The sequence below is a fragment of the Mesorhizobium sp. WSM4813 genome, from assembly GCF_055811555.1.
Window position 1 is genome coordinate 66317 of the sequence record NZ_JBVVQU010000017.1, and the last position, 13532, is coordinate 79848.

Annotated in this window: 12 protein-coding genes and 2 tRNA genes; 6 read left to right on the top strand and 8 right to left on the bottom strand. The window is 60.6% G+C overall.

The features are described from left to right. Window positions 1-507: 507 nt before the first annotated feature. On the top strand, window positions 508-1152 hold the full coding sequence (locus AC0L25_RS12150; protein ID WP_473595746.1) for a pentapeptide repeat-containing protein: 645 nt from the start codon (window positions 508-510) through the stop codon (window positions 1150-1152). Window positions 1153-1251: 99 nt separating this feature from the next. Here AC0L25_RS12150 and AC0L25_RS12155 read toward each other — a convergent pair. Further along, window positions 1252-1327: transfer RNA gene (locus tag AC0L25_RS12155), tRNA-Val, on the bottom strand. 215 nt (window positions 1328-1542) lie between these two features. Between AC0L25_RS12155 and AC0L25_RS12160 the strand changes: the two genes are divergently transcribed. Next, window positions 1543-1619, top strand: a tRNA-Asp gene (locus AC0L25_RS12160). Window positions 1620-1712: 93 nt separating this feature from the next. On the opposite strand, the gene AC0L25_RS12165 is transcribed toward AC0L25_RS12160, so the two are convergent. The 3 genes from AC0L25_RS12165 to AC0L25_RS12175 form a co-directional block, all read right to left on the bottom strand. After that, window positions 1713-2309, bottom strand: a complete 597-nt coding sequence (locus AC0L25_RS12165; protein ID WP_473595705.1) for a DUF1003 domain-containing protein — start codon at window positions 2307-2309, stop codon at window positions 1713-1715. A 284-nt stretch (window positions 2310-2593) separates the two neighbouring features. Continuing rightward, complete coding sequence (locus AC0L25_RS12170) at window positions 2594-3700, bottom strand: flavodoxin family protein (protein ID WP_473595706.1); 1107 nt, start codon at window positions 3698-3700, stop codon at window positions 2594-2596. 53 nt (window positions 3701-3753) lie between these two features. Continuing rightward, entirely contained in the window at window positions 3754-4254 is a 501-nt protein-coding gene (locus AC0L25_RS12175) for an EF-hand domain-containing protein (RefSeq protein WP_473595707.1), read from the bottom strand. A 387-nt stretch (window positions 4255-4641) separates the two neighbouring features. On the opposite strand from AC0L25_RS12175, the gene AC0L25_RS12180 reads away from it, so the two are divergent. After that, a complete protein-coding gene (locus tag AC0L25_RS12180) occupies window positions 4642-5427 on the top strand; it encodes an ion transporter (RefSeq protein ID WP_473595708.1) in 786 nt (261 codons plus the stop codon). 320 nt (window positions 5428-5747) lie between these two features. On the opposite strand, the gene rbsK is transcribed toward AC0L25_RS12180, so the two are convergent. From rbsK to AC0L25_RS12195, 3 genes are all read right to left on the bottom strand, one after another. Next, window positions 5748-6674, bottom strand: a complete 927-nt coding sequence (gene rbsK / locus AC0L25_RS12185; protein ID WP_473595709.1) for a ribokinase — start codon at window positions 6672-6674, stop codon at window positions 5748-5750. 4 nt (window positions 6675-6678) lie between these two features. Beyond that, window positions 6679-7131, bottom strand: coding sequence for an RbsD/FucU family protein (locus AC0L25_RS12190; RefSeq protein ID WP_473595710.1), 453 nt, complete (start codon window positions 7129-7131; stop codon window positions 6679-6681). Between the two features lie 86 nt (window positions 7132-7217). Beyond that, window positions 7218-8276: an ABC transporter ATP-binding protein gene (locus AC0L25_RS12195; protein WP_473595711.1), complete on the bottom strand. Its 1059-nt coding sequence runs from the start codon at window positions 8274-8276 to the stop codon at window positions 7218-7220. Window positions 8277-8587: 311 nt separating this feature from the next. On the opposite strand from AC0L25_RS12195, the gene AC0L25_RS12200 reads away from it, so the two are divergent. From AC0L25_RS12200 to AC0L25_RS12210, 3 genes are all read left to right on the top strand, one after another. Next, window positions 8588-10252 carry an ABC transporter substrate-binding protein gene (locus AC0L25_RS12200; RefSeq protein ID WP_473595712.1) on the top strand — a complete coding sequence of 555 codons (1665 nt, stop codon included), beginning with the start codon at window positions 8588-8590 and terminating at the stop codon, window positions 10250-10252. Between the two features lie 126 nt (window positions 10253-10378). Then, window positions 10379-11500, top strand: coding sequence for a carbohydrate ABC transporter permease (locus tag AC0L25_RS12205; protein WP_473595713.1), 1122 nt, complete (start codon window positions 10379-10381; stop codon window positions 11498-11500). A gap of 13 nt (window positions 11501-11513) precedes the next feature. Beyond that, window positions 11514-12431, top strand: coding sequence for a carbohydrate ABC transporter permease (locus tag AC0L25_RS12210; RefSeq protein WP_473595714.1), 918 nt, complete (start codon window positions 11514-11516; stop codon window positions 12429-12431). A 274-nt stretch (window positions 12432-12705) separates the two neighbouring features. On the opposite strand, the gene AC0L25_RS12215 is transcribed toward AC0L25_RS12210, so the two are convergent. Next, the gene (locus AC0L25_RS12215) at window positions 12706-13449 is read right to left on the bottom strand and encodes a creatininase family protein (protein WP_473595715.1); all 744 of its coding nucleotides are present in this window, start codon (window positions 13447-13449) and stop codon (window positions 12706-12708) included. Window positions 13450-13532 lie beyond the last annotated feature (83 nt).

Consider the following 13532-nt stretch of genomic DNA (forward strand, 5'->3'; position numbering starts at 1 on the left):
AACAATAATTAAAAAACAAAGGTACTTTTTTAATTTTTATTATCTCGTCCAGATGGAGAAGTATATTTCAACGCTAAACGCAACTTTTGTTCGAGCAACGGCGGCGCCGTCGCGTTGCCGCCCATGGCCGGCCCAGTCGGTCCGTCACAGATCGCTTGTTCGCTCGATGGAAACCAAACGCGCTCGGTCTGCCCCGAAGTCAGCGAGCGCCCGTCGATCTGCTCACGTGCAATCTTGGACGCGCTGATATCGAGTGAACCGGCGGAGATGTCCGGAGGGAAACGAGGGGTATTTCCGCCGGCTCAACTGGAACCCGGAGGAGTCATTCGGGTTCCAGTGCGGCCTAACGCCGTCTGGCCCTGATCTGTTCCGCGTTTAGAGCCCGCAACCCTGAGATCGTGTTTGGTAGCCGGTCCCCGTGATACCATTCGGCGGCATGGTCTGTGGTCCATCGCGTTGACCGACTGGGCGCGCCGCCCGAACTTCTAGGCATCGTTGACAGATGGCGTGCCACTAGGAACGACGCCAAGACGCTGGCGATCTGCGGCATTACAACCGCGGGTCGCATTTTTCCAAATAGAGCCGCAACATGTTGGGAGGGCGAATAAAACAACTGATAGTTTTCACTGTGCTGGCCGTTGGCCTGGGCACTTCTACTCGACTGCGTTCGATTTGGATGCGATCGAGCGTCTCAGGTCCAAGCCAATATGCGCAGACTGCGACCTATCGGGCGCAAGCATGACGGGAAGCTATCTGCCGGGCGCGATCTTGACCAATGCGAACCTGACGGGCGCCGACCTCAAAGAAGCAAACATGAATGGTGCGGACCTTAGCGGTGCGAATCTCTCCGGCGCGGAACTATCTGGCGCCAGCCTAAATTACGCGAACTTGTCTGGCGCGAATCTGTCGAATGCGAACCTGTCGAAGGCGAGCCTTTCTGGCGCAAACCTGTCAAATGCGAGCCTGTCAGGAGCGATCTTGACTGGGGCAAGCCTAAGGGGCGCGCGCCTTGCGCAAGTGCAGCTGTCGGGCGCAAACCTGGAGGGAGCAAATTTGCATTTGGTGGTAAACTTAGATGCGGCGCTGCTTGTGGACGCGAAACTTTGCAACACAACAATGCCGGACGGCCTCATAGATAACAGAGGCTGCTAGGTGTTTTCCCGGCATTTGAGGGAGAGCGCCGTTTTGAATTGCCTCCGAGTTCAATGAACCCGGAGGTAACTTCGTCTTCTGGGCGGAACTTATTTTTTATGGTGGGCGATGACGGGCTCGAACCGCCGACATCTTCGGTGTAAACGAAGCGCTCTACCAACTGAGCTAATCGCCCGCTCCGGGCCGGACCTTTAAGCAGTTAGGACGGGGTTCGCAAGGCCAAATGAGCGCACGATGCCCTCGCCGTTGATCGTTTTCGGCAACAAAATTCGGCTTGTCAAAAAACCTTCTCCTGTTTGCTGTTATGCCGTCGCGCTCCGCTTGACACCCGGTGGCTTACGCCTTATCCACCGCCCCAACGACGAACACGGCTGACCGTGCTCGTCTTGCGCGGGTGTAGCTCAGTTGGTTAGAGTGCCGGCCTGTCACGCCGGAGGTCGCGGGTTCGAGCCCCGTCACTCGCGCCATTTTCAATCACTTAGCTGATTGGAAATGAAAAGAACTCTGAATGCCGGACCGGCAATTCAGATATTTGGACAATCCTTGGCAGCCGATAAATTCTAGCGCTTGGTTTGGTTTTTAGAGATCCGTTCGATTTGGCTCATCACCACTTGCGGATCGACGTTCTGAGCTAGCTGGGGCAGTTCGTCATCTGCCGGCGTCGATACCTTCAAACGCTCCGTCAGAGCGGACATCATTTCGATCAGTCGTGTGGTTTCATGCTCGTTGAGCAGACTGATCTGCAGATCCAGCTCGGCTCGGCGCTCGCTGAGCTCAGCCATTCTGTTCTGGTTGATCAGTACAAAGGTGGACAGGAAGATCGCCTCAACCGAGGCTACCATTGCCAATATCACAAAACTTGGGTCCCAGGGTGGAATAGCCGGGATCGCTCCAAGGTTCAGCACGACCCAGACGATCAGGATTGCAAGGTGCAGATACACGAATGCCATGCTCCCCGCGAAACGGGAGATGACGCCGGCAATTCGATCTTGAAACGCCCGATGCTGCTCCTGCTCTCGTCGATGGTCAACCAGAGCTTGAATATTGTTATGGAGGACCGACTGCATGTCGGCGGATTGTGGCGCGGCCATGGACATCAAGGCCCGACTTGAAGCGCTGGGCATGGGGTCCAGCCGGCGGCGGCAAGGAAGTTTCATAGACGTTCTCAATCTGACAGGCCTCTTGATTTCCCGGTTGGAAGCGGGACAACGCGGCCGGGGATGCGTGCTCGCTGCCGCTTCTCTCGGACGCTGAGCTTTTTAACGCCTGTTGTGGCGCATGGTTGCCGGCCTGGCGCGACTGGCAGTAGGGTGAAGGCAAAGCTTTCGAAAAAGCATTTTCCTAACGCTCCGTGAGCCGATGCTCGGCACGTTCGCTGACTAAGCTCGGGCTCGGTTTCCGTGCAGAATTCAGGGACTCCGTACTTCGCTGATGGGCTCGCCTATTTTTGCCGCGGGTCTTTCAGGCCGATGCCGATCTGACGGAAACGGCCCGACCGACGTTCGACGACGGCTTCGGCGAGCGAGCGGGCGGCGTTGCGAACTTCTTCCTGGATTGTCTCGTCGGCATCGAGTTCATCATGACTTGTAGCGTACGGCTTCCAGTAACCGATGTAGCGGTCGAGCTCGGCGCTTGGGGCGGCCGGCGACAACTTCATGAAGCGCAGCCAGTCAGCGATGGAATGCCGCACATTCTCGGCACCTTCGACATCGCCGTGCACGATCACAGAAAACAGCCTGCCTGCCAGATGACGCGGATAGTCCCACCCGGCCAGTTCTACCTCCTTTGCCTTTGCCGCATCCTTGCCTTGTGTCAGCGAGGGGTCTGGATTGCCACCGTCAGCGCAGACAAGCCTGTCCATCATCAGTTTGAGAGGCGAGGAAACCTGATACCAATTCACCGGGGTGATGATCATGATCCCATGGGCGGCGACCCACATTGGGTAGATTTCGTTCATCCAGTCCTGAACTTGGCCAAGCGAATGGTTGGGATAGCAGGAACAGGGCCAATGGCAGAGCGGAGCGGCCGTCGAAAAGCACGCCTTGCATGGATGGATGTTCCTCCCGTATTCGGAAGCAAGTCGCGACAAATCGAGAATTTCGACCGCAAGTTTCGTTTCCTTGTCGATGGTCTCACGGGCGATTTCGGCGAGCCGAAAACTCTTCGACATTTCGCTGGGACAGGTATGCTCGCTGCGCGACGACCCGTTGATGATCAATAGACGCGGCGGCACCGTTAGATCCTCGTGCCGACGCTGCGCCTGTAGCACCGCTTCGTGCGCCGCAATCCAATCGACGGACAGGTCGTAGTCGGGGTCGCTGAACGCAGGACCGGCTTTCCTCGTGATCGGGCTCTTGCGGGAATCCGTATAAGCCTGCCAGGCGATCGAAGCGATTTGCTCGATCGACTGGGCGAGCGGTTCGAACGCTGGATCGACGAATTGCTGCTTGTACCTTGTCTTGAACTCTTTCTCACTCAATTTTGGACTAGGCATGCCCTTGCGAGGTGCCGGGGTTTTCCCGACAAACTTGCCAACGAGACCAGCCATTTCCGAATTCCTTTCCCGAATTCGTCCAGGAACGCGCAAGTCTTTGCAGTGCTTTATTCACCCGTTTCGTCGGCACCTCCGTGGAAGAAGGATCGGATCTCCTCCCTGTCGACGCTGTCATCGCCGTTCTCGTCGACGGCGTTGAATATCCGCCCGATGAAATCCTGAACCTCGGTTTGAGAAAGCGCACCATCGCCGTCGGCGTCCACTATGGCGAACATCATTCGCATCCGTGCGCCATGCATCATCCGGCCTCCCATTCGGCGCCCGTCATGCGGACCTCTTCGGAAATCGCGATGCCAACGGCCGCCACCTCGTCGTTCTGCTCGAGGGAGACGATGCTCCTGCATTCTCTCCTCCAGCATCTCAGTCATCATCTGACGCATCATATTGCGCATGGAGTCTTCGGTTGGCCCGCTCACTCCTGGCGCTGACTGTGAACCTTGATCCGGTGCAGGTGCATCGGGCACAGGTGAACTCGTCTGGGATAGTGCCGGCGAAGCCAGCATAGCCAGCGCCGCGGCAACTGCTGTGGTCTTGCTTGCTAATGTCATCGTATTCTCCTTGGAGAATGGTGGACCGATCGTGTCGGCATCCAAGCCAAACCCGCTGCTCCCCCGCATGGTTCCTGGCGACTTGGCAGATGATCGCTGTGTGCCGGTTCATCCTTCGCGCTGCCGCAGAAAAATGCAGTCCCTACAGCGACATAGCGCAACGATTCGCTTTAACAGCGGGCCAGAAGGCTATTTCCGACCGGGGCCCGCCACGCTGGAGGTCGTGGAGGCCTTGGTTCCTTAATACAAAGAGCTTCGACTTTCAGTTTCCTGAGAGTTTCAACTTTTGTATTTGCTGCGTTGCAAGCCTGTCATATGCGTTTGAGCGTTGGATTTTCCCGAACCCGGTTCCCATTTTGGGTCCGATGCTTTCACGGAGAAGAAGCCTTGGACGCCCTGAAATCGCTCATCGAATCGCGCCATTTCGATCTTACGATCATGGTCCTGATCCTGATCAACGCCGTCACGCTCGGCCTCGAAACCTCGCCCGATGCGATTGCTGCTTTTGGCCCGCTTCTAACTGCCATCGACCGTGCGATCCTCGGCGTCTTCGTCCTCGAACTCGCGATCCGGGTGGTCGTCTACAGGACGAATTTCTTCCGCGATCCATGGCGCATCTTCGACCTCTTCGTCGTCGGTTTCGCGCTCATCCCCGCGACCGGTTCGCTGTCCGTGCTGCGGGCGCTGCGCGTCCTGCGGGTCCTGCGCCTGATCAGCATCGTTCCGTCGCTGCGCCGTGTCGTCACCGGCTTCATCACGGCCTTGCCTGGCATGGGCTCGATCATGCTGTTGCTCGGGCTGGTATTCTACGTCTTTGCGGTGATGGCGACGAAGCTCTACGGCTCGTCCTTTCCCGAACTGTTCGGCGGCATACCGGAATCGCTCTTCACGCTTTTCCAGGTCATGACTCTCGAAGGCTGGTCGGACGGCGTGGTGCGCCCGGTCATGGCGGTCTATCCGACCGCCTGGCTGTTCTTCATCCCATTCATCATCGCGACCTCGTTCACCGTGCTCAATCTGTTCATCGGCGTGATCGTTTCGGCGATGGAGGCCGAGCATGAAGCTGTGGAATCGGCCGACAGGGCAACGCTGCACAGCGATCAGGCCATCATCCTCGCGGAGTTACAGGCGCTGCGGGCAGAGGTCCGGGAAATGTCGAGAGTTCGCGGCTAGATCGCCTCATTCGGCCGCGACAGGTGCTTCCCCGCGAGCATTGCAAACCACAGCCATTCCTATCCGTCGGCGGCTTCTGATGGTGTGGTGCCGTGAAAGAGCCCGCCGCTCCATTTGCGAAGCGGCGGCCCCCCAGATTACCCCCGATTGCCAGTCAAGGTTGCCCCCCGGCATTGCTGACCGTGCAATTGCGGCGCCAGACCCAGTGATCCATTACGGGACACCTATGCCAATGACGCAAGATAGGTTTGCCGATTCATATTCACTGTGGCTAATGTGCCACCATGGTCGGAACGGACCAAAGTGGAGAGCTTGCGGCATCACCCTTTGGCGAGCAATGCCTCGACCTCTTGCAGCGTCGGCATTGACGGCGCCGTGCCTGGTCGCGTTACCGAAATGCCGGCGACGGCGCAGGCGAAGCGGACCGCTTGCAGCGGTTCCACCCCTCTCGCAAGTGCTGCAGCCAGGCCGCCATTGAAGGCGTCGCCGGCGCCGGTGGTCTCGACCACCGGGCCGGCATTGATCGCATCGACATGATCGGAGCGATCAGCCGTATGCAGCAGCGCGCCTTTTTCGCCGAGCGTCACGATAACCGCGCCAACGCCCTTCTGGAGCAGACTGTCGGCGGCGCGGCGGGCGTCCTCGATGGAGGACGCCTTGATACCGGTCAGTTCCTCGGCCTCGGTCTCGTTCGGCGTGACATAGTCGCAGAGCGTATAGATGCGGTCAGGAAGCTTTGCCGCCGGCGCCGGGTTGAGGATGGTCGTCACGCCTGCCCCGCGCGCGATCTCTAACGCTCGCATCGCCGCCTCGATCGGTTGTTCGAGCTGGGTGACGAAGACGCCGGCCGAGCGGATCAGGCCGGCATGGGCCTGGATATCGTCGGGCGAAATCAGCATGGCCGCACCCGGACTGACGATGATGGCGTTGTTGCCGGTGGTCTCCTCGACGAAGATATAGGCCGCACCCGTATAACTCTCCGGCGTGTCGATGACGGCGCTCTTCACCCCGGCCTGCGCCCAGGTCTGCCTGGCCATATCGGCAAAGGGATCGACGCCGAGGCGCGTCAGAAAAGTGATGTCGGCACCGAGACGGCCGGCCGCAACCGCCTGGTTGGAGCCCTTGCCGCCGGGGCCAAGCGTGAAGGATGTGCCAAGAAGCGTCTCGCCCATGCGCGGCTGGCGCGCGGCGCGGTAGGCGGTGTCGGCGACGAAGACCCCCAATATGACGACAGGCTTGCCTGGCATCCCCCTACTCCGCATCCGGCGGCACGACGCCCTTGCGGAAGGCGAAACAGCCATAGAAGCGGCGTTCGCCGGTCTGGATGACGCAATAGGCCTTCTTGGCGCGCTCATAAAAGGCATAGCGCTCGACCGAGATCATCGGCCATGGCTTGCCCTCCGCCGCGTCGATCTCGTCTTGCACTTCCGTCTGCACTGCGGGAATCTCGCTCGGCTTGCCGACGATCTCCATGCGGGCGGCCGCGTCGTCGACGAAACTGTCCAGCGGATAGAGCGACAGCACCGCCTTGACCACGTCCGCGGCCGGTGCATCGATGCGCAGCAGCCGGCCGAGCACGGTCTGGCGCGCCACCGAATCGGAAGGGAAGTTGGTGTCGGCGATGATCAAATCGTCGCCATGGCCCATCGCCCGCAGCGCCTGGAGCACGTCGGCATTGAGCAGCGGATTGATCCCTTTGAGCATAGTTCCCTCCCGAACGGGCTTTTTGATGCGAAGCCTGGCGCATGATCCCGAAAAGTGTTGTCGGTTTCAGGCGCAAATTCAAAGCGTTAAAGACGACGGCCGGTCTCTGAGTCGAAGAGATGGACCTGGTCGAGCCGGGGTTTCAGATGCAGCGTGTCGCCCGGCTTGAAATCGTGGCGCTCGCGGAACAGCGCCACCATCTCGCCCTCACCGAAACGCAGGAAGACAAGCGTTTCGGAACCGGTCGGCTCGACCACCGAAATCTTCGCCGGCACGCCGTCGGAGTGGATTTCGAGATGCTCGGGTCGTACGCCGTAAACGACCTTGCGCCCATCCTCCACGGCGCTGTTCGCAGCAATCGGGAACGGCGTTCCGGCGATGTCGACGACCGGCCTGTCGCCCTTGCGCACCACGCCCTTGAGCAGGTTCATCGACGGCGAGCCGATAAAACCGGCGACGAACAGATTGGCCGGCCGGTCGAACAGTTCCAGCGGCGCGCCGACCTGCTCGATGCGGCCGTCACGCATCACCACGATCTTGTCGGCCATGGTCATGGCCTCGATCTGGTCGTGCGTGACATAGATGGTGGTGGTCTTCAACCGCTGGTGCAGCTCCTTGATCTCGGTGCGCATCTGGACGCGCAGCTTTGCGTCGAGGTTAGACAGCGGCTCGTCGAACAGGAACACCTGCGGGTTGCGCACGATGGCGCGGCCCATGGCGACGCGCTGGCGCTGGCCGCCCGAGAGTTGCCGCGGATACCGCTTGAGATAAGGATTGAGGTCGAGGATATCGGCGGCGCGCTTGACCCGCTCGGCGACATCAGCCGGGTCGGTCTTGCGCAGCTTCAGCGCAAAGGCCATGTTCTGCTCCACCGTCTTGTGCGGATAGAGCGCATAGTTCTGGAACACCATGGCGATGTCGCGCTTGGCCGGCGGCAGATGATTGACGACACGGTCGCCGATGGCGATTGTGCCGCCGGAAACGGTCTCCAGCCCGGCCACCATCCTGAGCAGCGTGGACTTTCCGCACCCCGAAGGACCGACCAGCACCACGAACTGCCCGTCGGCGATGTCGACGCTGACACCGTGCAGGACCTTGACGGTTCCGAACGCCTTGGCCACATTGCTGATCGCGACTTGAGCCATCGGCCCCCCTTTCGTTGCGGTGAAGCTAAACAACGCAAACGGCTAGGGCAAGTCAGTCTTTTATAGATAAAAAACCCCATCATCGTTGACACGGCACTTGGTTGTGAGAATAGTGAAAGGGCTCGGGTTCTGACCCTGTTCCGGGCGCGCCGGCACGCTAGTCCAGACCACGGAAATCGAAGTGTCGCGGAGGAAAACTTGGGCCGCTATTTCCAGGAGTCGCTGTTGTTGGGGAACACGTCCAGCGCTCCAAATACCCGAAACAATCACCATTGAGATACAATCACCGTTGAGATTCTGGGAGGAACGAAATGAAAGTCAGCCTTTACAACCAATTTATGCGCGCGGGAGCCACTCGCCGCGATGTCCTCAAGGGCGCGGCCAGCATGGCCGCGATCGCCGCGGCATCCGGCGCCGGGCTCGGCGCGCTGACGCGCCCTGCTTCCGCCGCAAGCGAGCTGCGCGCGCAGATCCTGCAAATCCCCGGTGTCGGCAAGGGCCAGCCGACCGATGCCGACTTCCAGCAGGTCGGCGAGCTTTGCCTGGAGGCGACCAAGGCCAGCGTCAAGGAAGGCGAATTCGCCGGTGTCCAGCTCACCTTCATGGGGCTCAACAACCAGAACCTGCACAATGTGCTGTTTCGCGGCTTCCTGAAGCCGTGGGAGACCTATACCGGCGCCAAGATCAACTGGATCGACCTGGCGCAGGCGGATTACAATGCCCGCCTGCAGCAGTCGATCGCCACCGGCACCGTCGATTTCGACATCATCGAAATGGGCGCGCCGTTCGAAGGCGATGTCTGCGGCAAGGGCCTCACCTCCGAAATGCCGGACTGGGTCAAGGACCAGATCGACATGAAAGACGTCGTGGCCTATCTGCAGCCGCCCGTCGGCACCTGGGACGGCAAGCAGTATCGCGTGACCGTCGACGGCGACGCGCATAACTTCAACTACCGCACCGACGTGTTTGCCGATGCCGACCTCGCCAAGGCGTGGAAAGATGGCGGCGGCGAAGGTGAATGGGGCGTGCCGAAGACCTGGCAACAGGTGCAGGCCGTGACCAAATTCCTCAAGGGCAAGCAGTTCCAGGGCCAGGACGTCTTCGGCTATCTCGACGCGCCCAAGGCGTGGGGCGGCTTCGGCTTCTACTTCCTCGGCAGCCGCGCCAGCGCCTATGCCAAGCATCCCGACGACAAGGCCTGGCTGTTCGATGCCGATACGATGAAGCCGCGCATCAACAATCCAGCCTGGGTGCGGGCGATCCAGGACGTGATCGACGCGCTGCCTTCCGAGCCCGCCGACCAGATCAACGCCGACCCGAATACCACCGCCTTCCAGCAATTCCTGGCCGGCACCGGTTCGATGGTCACCTGGTGGGGCGACGTCGGCTCCAACGTCAAGACCAACGACAGTTCGGTCGTCGGCGATGTCACCGGCTTCTCGATCCTGCCGGGCTCGGATGACGTCTACAATTCCAAGACCGGCCAGTGGGACAAACTGGCCAGCGGCCCGAACCATGCGCCGAACTGCGCCTATCTCGGTTGGGGTGTCTACGTCATGGCCCGCGTCGATAGCGACGAAAAGAAGAAGAAGGCGGCGTGGTCTGCCGCGGCCCATCTCGGCGGCAAGGACCTGTCGCTCTGGTGCGCGGCATATCCGTCCGGCTTCCAGCCCTACCGCAACTCGCATTTCGACATTCCGGAATGGGTGGCGGCCGGTTACGACGAGGCATTCATCACCTCGTATCTGAAGTCGGAGGCCGACAGCTACAATCATCCGAACGCCGCGATCGAGCCGCGCATCCCCGGCATCTTCCAATATTACAGCGCCGCCGAGGACATCCTGGCCAACACATTTGCCGGCAAGATGACGGCGCAGGAAGGCGCCGACGCCATCGCAGCCGCATGGGAGAAGCTGACCGACCAGATCGGCCGCGAAAACCAGATCAAGCTCTATAAGGCCTCGCTAGGCATGTAGGTTGAGATTCTAGGAACCGTGGTCCGGCGACGCAAAGCCGCCGGACTGCAGCCTGACCGCTAAGCCGGTCATAACAGTTTGACCGGCCAGCCGGTCATAAAAGCCTTCAGTGAACGGACGAGACACGTGGCTGACCAGACTTTGCCCACCAGTGCGTGGCCGGCAAACGCCGTTCCATCCGATCTGATATCGCCGGGCCGCAAGCGGCTCGGCCGGGCGTTGATGGCCGCTGCGACGCTCGGCCTGCTGGCAGTGATCGCAGTTCAGATCCTCTACAAGACAGAGGTCGACACGATCGGATTCGAGACCTGGCGGCCGGTCGTCTATGCCTATGTGCTGTGGGGTATAGCACTCGGCATCGGCCAGGTGCTGACGCGCGGCGAAGACGGCCAGCGCGCGCTGTTCCTGCTGCCGGCGCTGCTGTTCACCATCGCCATGGTGATCTTCCCGACGCTGTTCGGCTTCTACATTGCGTTGACCGACTGGAACCTCAGTTCCTTCTCCGGCCGGAAGTTCAACGGGCTCGACAATTTCTGGCAGATGCTGGCCGATCCCTACTACCGCAACGCGCTGTTCAATATGGTGCTCTATGTGCTTGCGGTGCTGGTCGAATATGTCATCGCCTTCGGCCTCGCCCTGCTGCTCAACGCACAGATCCGCGCGCGCAAATTCTTCCGTGTCGTCTTCCTCATGCCGTTGATGCTGTCGCCGGTCGCGGTGTCGTGGATGATCGGCAAATCGCTGATGGAATATCGGTTCGGGCCGGCCGCAACCCTGGCGCGTCAGCTCGGCTGGGAAAACCCCGCCTTCTTCTCAAACCCGATCACCGCCCGCATCTCGATCATGGTGCTGGATGCCTGGACCTTCATCCCGTTCATGATGATCATGCTGCTCGCCGGCCTTCAGGCGATGTCACGCGAGGTGCTTGAGGCGGCCAGGGTTGACGGCGCCAATGCCTGGCAGACCTTCTGGCAGGTTACCTTCCCGCTGATGCTGCCGGTGTCGGTGACGGCGATCATCCTGCGCATCATCTTCAAGCTGAAGCTTGCCGACATCATCATCACCGTCACCTCGGGCGGCCCGGGCGGCGCGACCGATTCCGTGTCGAGCTTCATCTATCGCGAGTATCGCGACCGCTCGAATGTCGGCTACGGCACCATGCTGGCAATGGCCTACCTCATCATCATCATCGTGTTCGTGACGTGGCTGTTGAAATTCGCCAACCGCTTCGTGCGCAACGTCAATTGATAGGGGCGGCGACATGAGCGTCCAGACCACCGACTATGCCGCTTCCGAAATCCGCTCGCCGGCGAGCTTTTTTGCCAATCGCATCTTCATCTATGGCGCGCTGGTGTTCTGGGCCTTCATCTGCCTGTTCCCGATCTACTGGACGATAACCACCTCGTTCAAAACCGCGGTCGACGTCACCCAGGGCCATCTCATCCCGTTCGTCGACTTCCGGCCGGACTGGAAGGGCTGGCGCTCGCTCGGCCTGTCGCCGGACTCGATCTTCCGGACCTCGACGGTGCGCGACGAGTTCATCAAGCGCTTCATGAATTCGGTCATCACCTCGGTCGGCGCGTCGAGCCTGGCCATCGTCATCGGCAGCCTCGCCGCCTACGGTCTCACCCGCTACCGCTATCACTTCGCGTGGTTCAAGAATGAGGATATCTCCTTCTTTTTCCTGTCGCAGCTGATCCTGCCGCCGGTCGTGCTCGCCCTGCCGTTTCTCGTGCTGTACCGGGAAGTCGGCATGCTCGACACGCGCATCGGGCTGATCCTGCTCTACACGCTGATGGTGCTGCCGATCGTCATCTGGATCATGCGCGACCAGTTCAATTCGATCCCGGTCGAACTGGAGGAAGCAGCCCTCGTCGACGGCCTGTCGATCTGGGGCGCCTTCTTCCGCATCGTCATGCCGATCGCGCTGCCGGGCATGGTCGCCGCCTTCATCCTGGCGATGGTGCTGTGCTGGAACGAGTATTTCTTCGCTGCACTTCTGACCTCGACCGACGCCAAGACCATTCCCGTCATGGTGGCGAGCCAGACCGGCTCGCAGGGCATCAACTGGTGGTCGATGGCCGCACTCGCCACCGCCGCGATCACGCCGCTCGCCGTCATCGGCATTGCGCTGGAGCGCTATTTGATCATGGGCATGACCGCAGGCGCAGTGAAGTAAGCCCTCGCCACTCCTCCGACGTTGCAACTGTGGATAGCCTTCTGAACGCCGGCGGGACAGCGCCCCCCTCTGTCCTGCCGGACATCTCCCCCACACGGGGGGAGATCGGCCGTCACGCCGGTTTTCGCTAATCTCCAACGCCGCAGGAACGAGCGGGCGCTGAAACAGCGAATCCCCCCCAAGTGGGGGAGATGTCCGGCAGGACAGAGGGGGGCGCGAAGGATCGCTACGGCTTTCATTCTGCGCTTCTGCAACGCTCGAAAAGGCGCGTCCGTTAGCGCGCCAGTGTCGCCCGCAAATGATCGAGGATCATCGCGACGCCCTTTTGCCCCAGTTCCGCCGAGGCGTCGGAGGCGGTCGCCGTGTACCATGCCGTATTGTCGGCGAAGCGGCCGGCGTCCACCGCTTCCGGGCATAGCGCCAGCATCAGCGACGTCTCGCCGATGCCAGCATGATCGAAGGGATATTGGCCGTCCGTCACCGTCGGCATCAGCGGATGCACTTGTATCCAGTTGAAGAAATTGCCGCCCTGGGCGTGCTCGGCATAATAGCCGGCCATCGTCTCGGAGCCCCACCAGCCCTCGCCGCGCTTCTTCTCCAGAAACCGGAAGATCGCCTGGCGGCCGGCGGTCTTGAAGGCGAGATCGGTCGGCATGCCGGCGGCAAAATTCTCGGTCTGGTGATGGATGATGGCGTGGATGTTGCGAAAACCGATGCGCAGCAGGCTGTAGAACAGTTCCTCCGCGAACGGCGCCAGCGCCCTGCCGCCGACCTGAACCGAGCCATTGCCCTCCGGCGGCGCTACAGCGTAGCTCGCCGCGCCATAGTAGAAGGCGGGCAGGATGACGATGTTGGCTTCCTTTTCGAACAGCTCCAGCATCTTGACCACGGCCAGCGTATCCATGCCGACGGCCATGTGCTCACCGTGGTATTCGAGCACGCCGAGCGGGAGCGCGACCGGCCAGTTCTCGGCGATCGCCTTGCGGATCTGGTGCGGCAGCATCAACTCGTAGCGCATGACGCCGACTCCATGTCGATCTGGCGGGCACGCATCGCTTCCCCGAACAGCTTGTTTTTGCTCATGCTATCACCGTGAAAATT

Coding starts and splice junctions, on each gene's coding strand:
- AC0L25_RS12170 (WP_473595706.1), bottom strand. CDS start 3,700: ATGGCTGGTCTCGTTGGCAAGTTTGTCGGGAAAACCCCGGCACCTCGC.
- AC0L25_RS12215 (WP_473595715.1), bottom strand. CDS start 13,449: ATGCGCTACGAGTTGATGCTGCCGCACCAGATCCGCAAGGCGATCGCC.
- AC0L25_RS12165 (WP_473595705.1), bottom strand. CDS start 2,309: ATGAAACTTCCTTGCCGCCGCCGGCTGGACCCCATGCCCAGCGCTTCA.
- AC0L25_RS12175 (WP_473595707.1), bottom strand. CDS start 4,254: ATGACATTAGCAAGCAAGACCACAGCAGTTGCCGCGGCGCTGGCTATG.
- rbsK (WP_473595709.1), bottom strand. CDS start 6,674: ATGCCAGGCAAGCCTGTCGTCATATTGGGGGTCTTCGTCGCCGACACC.
- AC0L25_RS12195 (WP_473595711.1), bottom strand. CDS start 8,276: ATGGCTCAAGTCGCGATCAGCAATGTGGCCAAGGCGTTCGGAACCGTC.
- AC0L25_RS12200 (WP_473595712.1), top strand. CDS start 8,588: ATGAAAGTCAGCCTTTACAACCAATTTATGCGCGCGGGAGCCACTCGC.
- AC0L25_RS12210 (WP_473595714.1), top strand. CDS start 11,514: ATGAGCGTCCAGACCACCGACTATGCCGCTTCCGAAATCCGCTCGCCG.
- AC0L25_RS12190 (WP_473595710.1), bottom strand. CDS start 7,131: ATGCTCAAAGGGATCAATCCGCTGCTCAATGCCGACGTGCTCCAGGCG.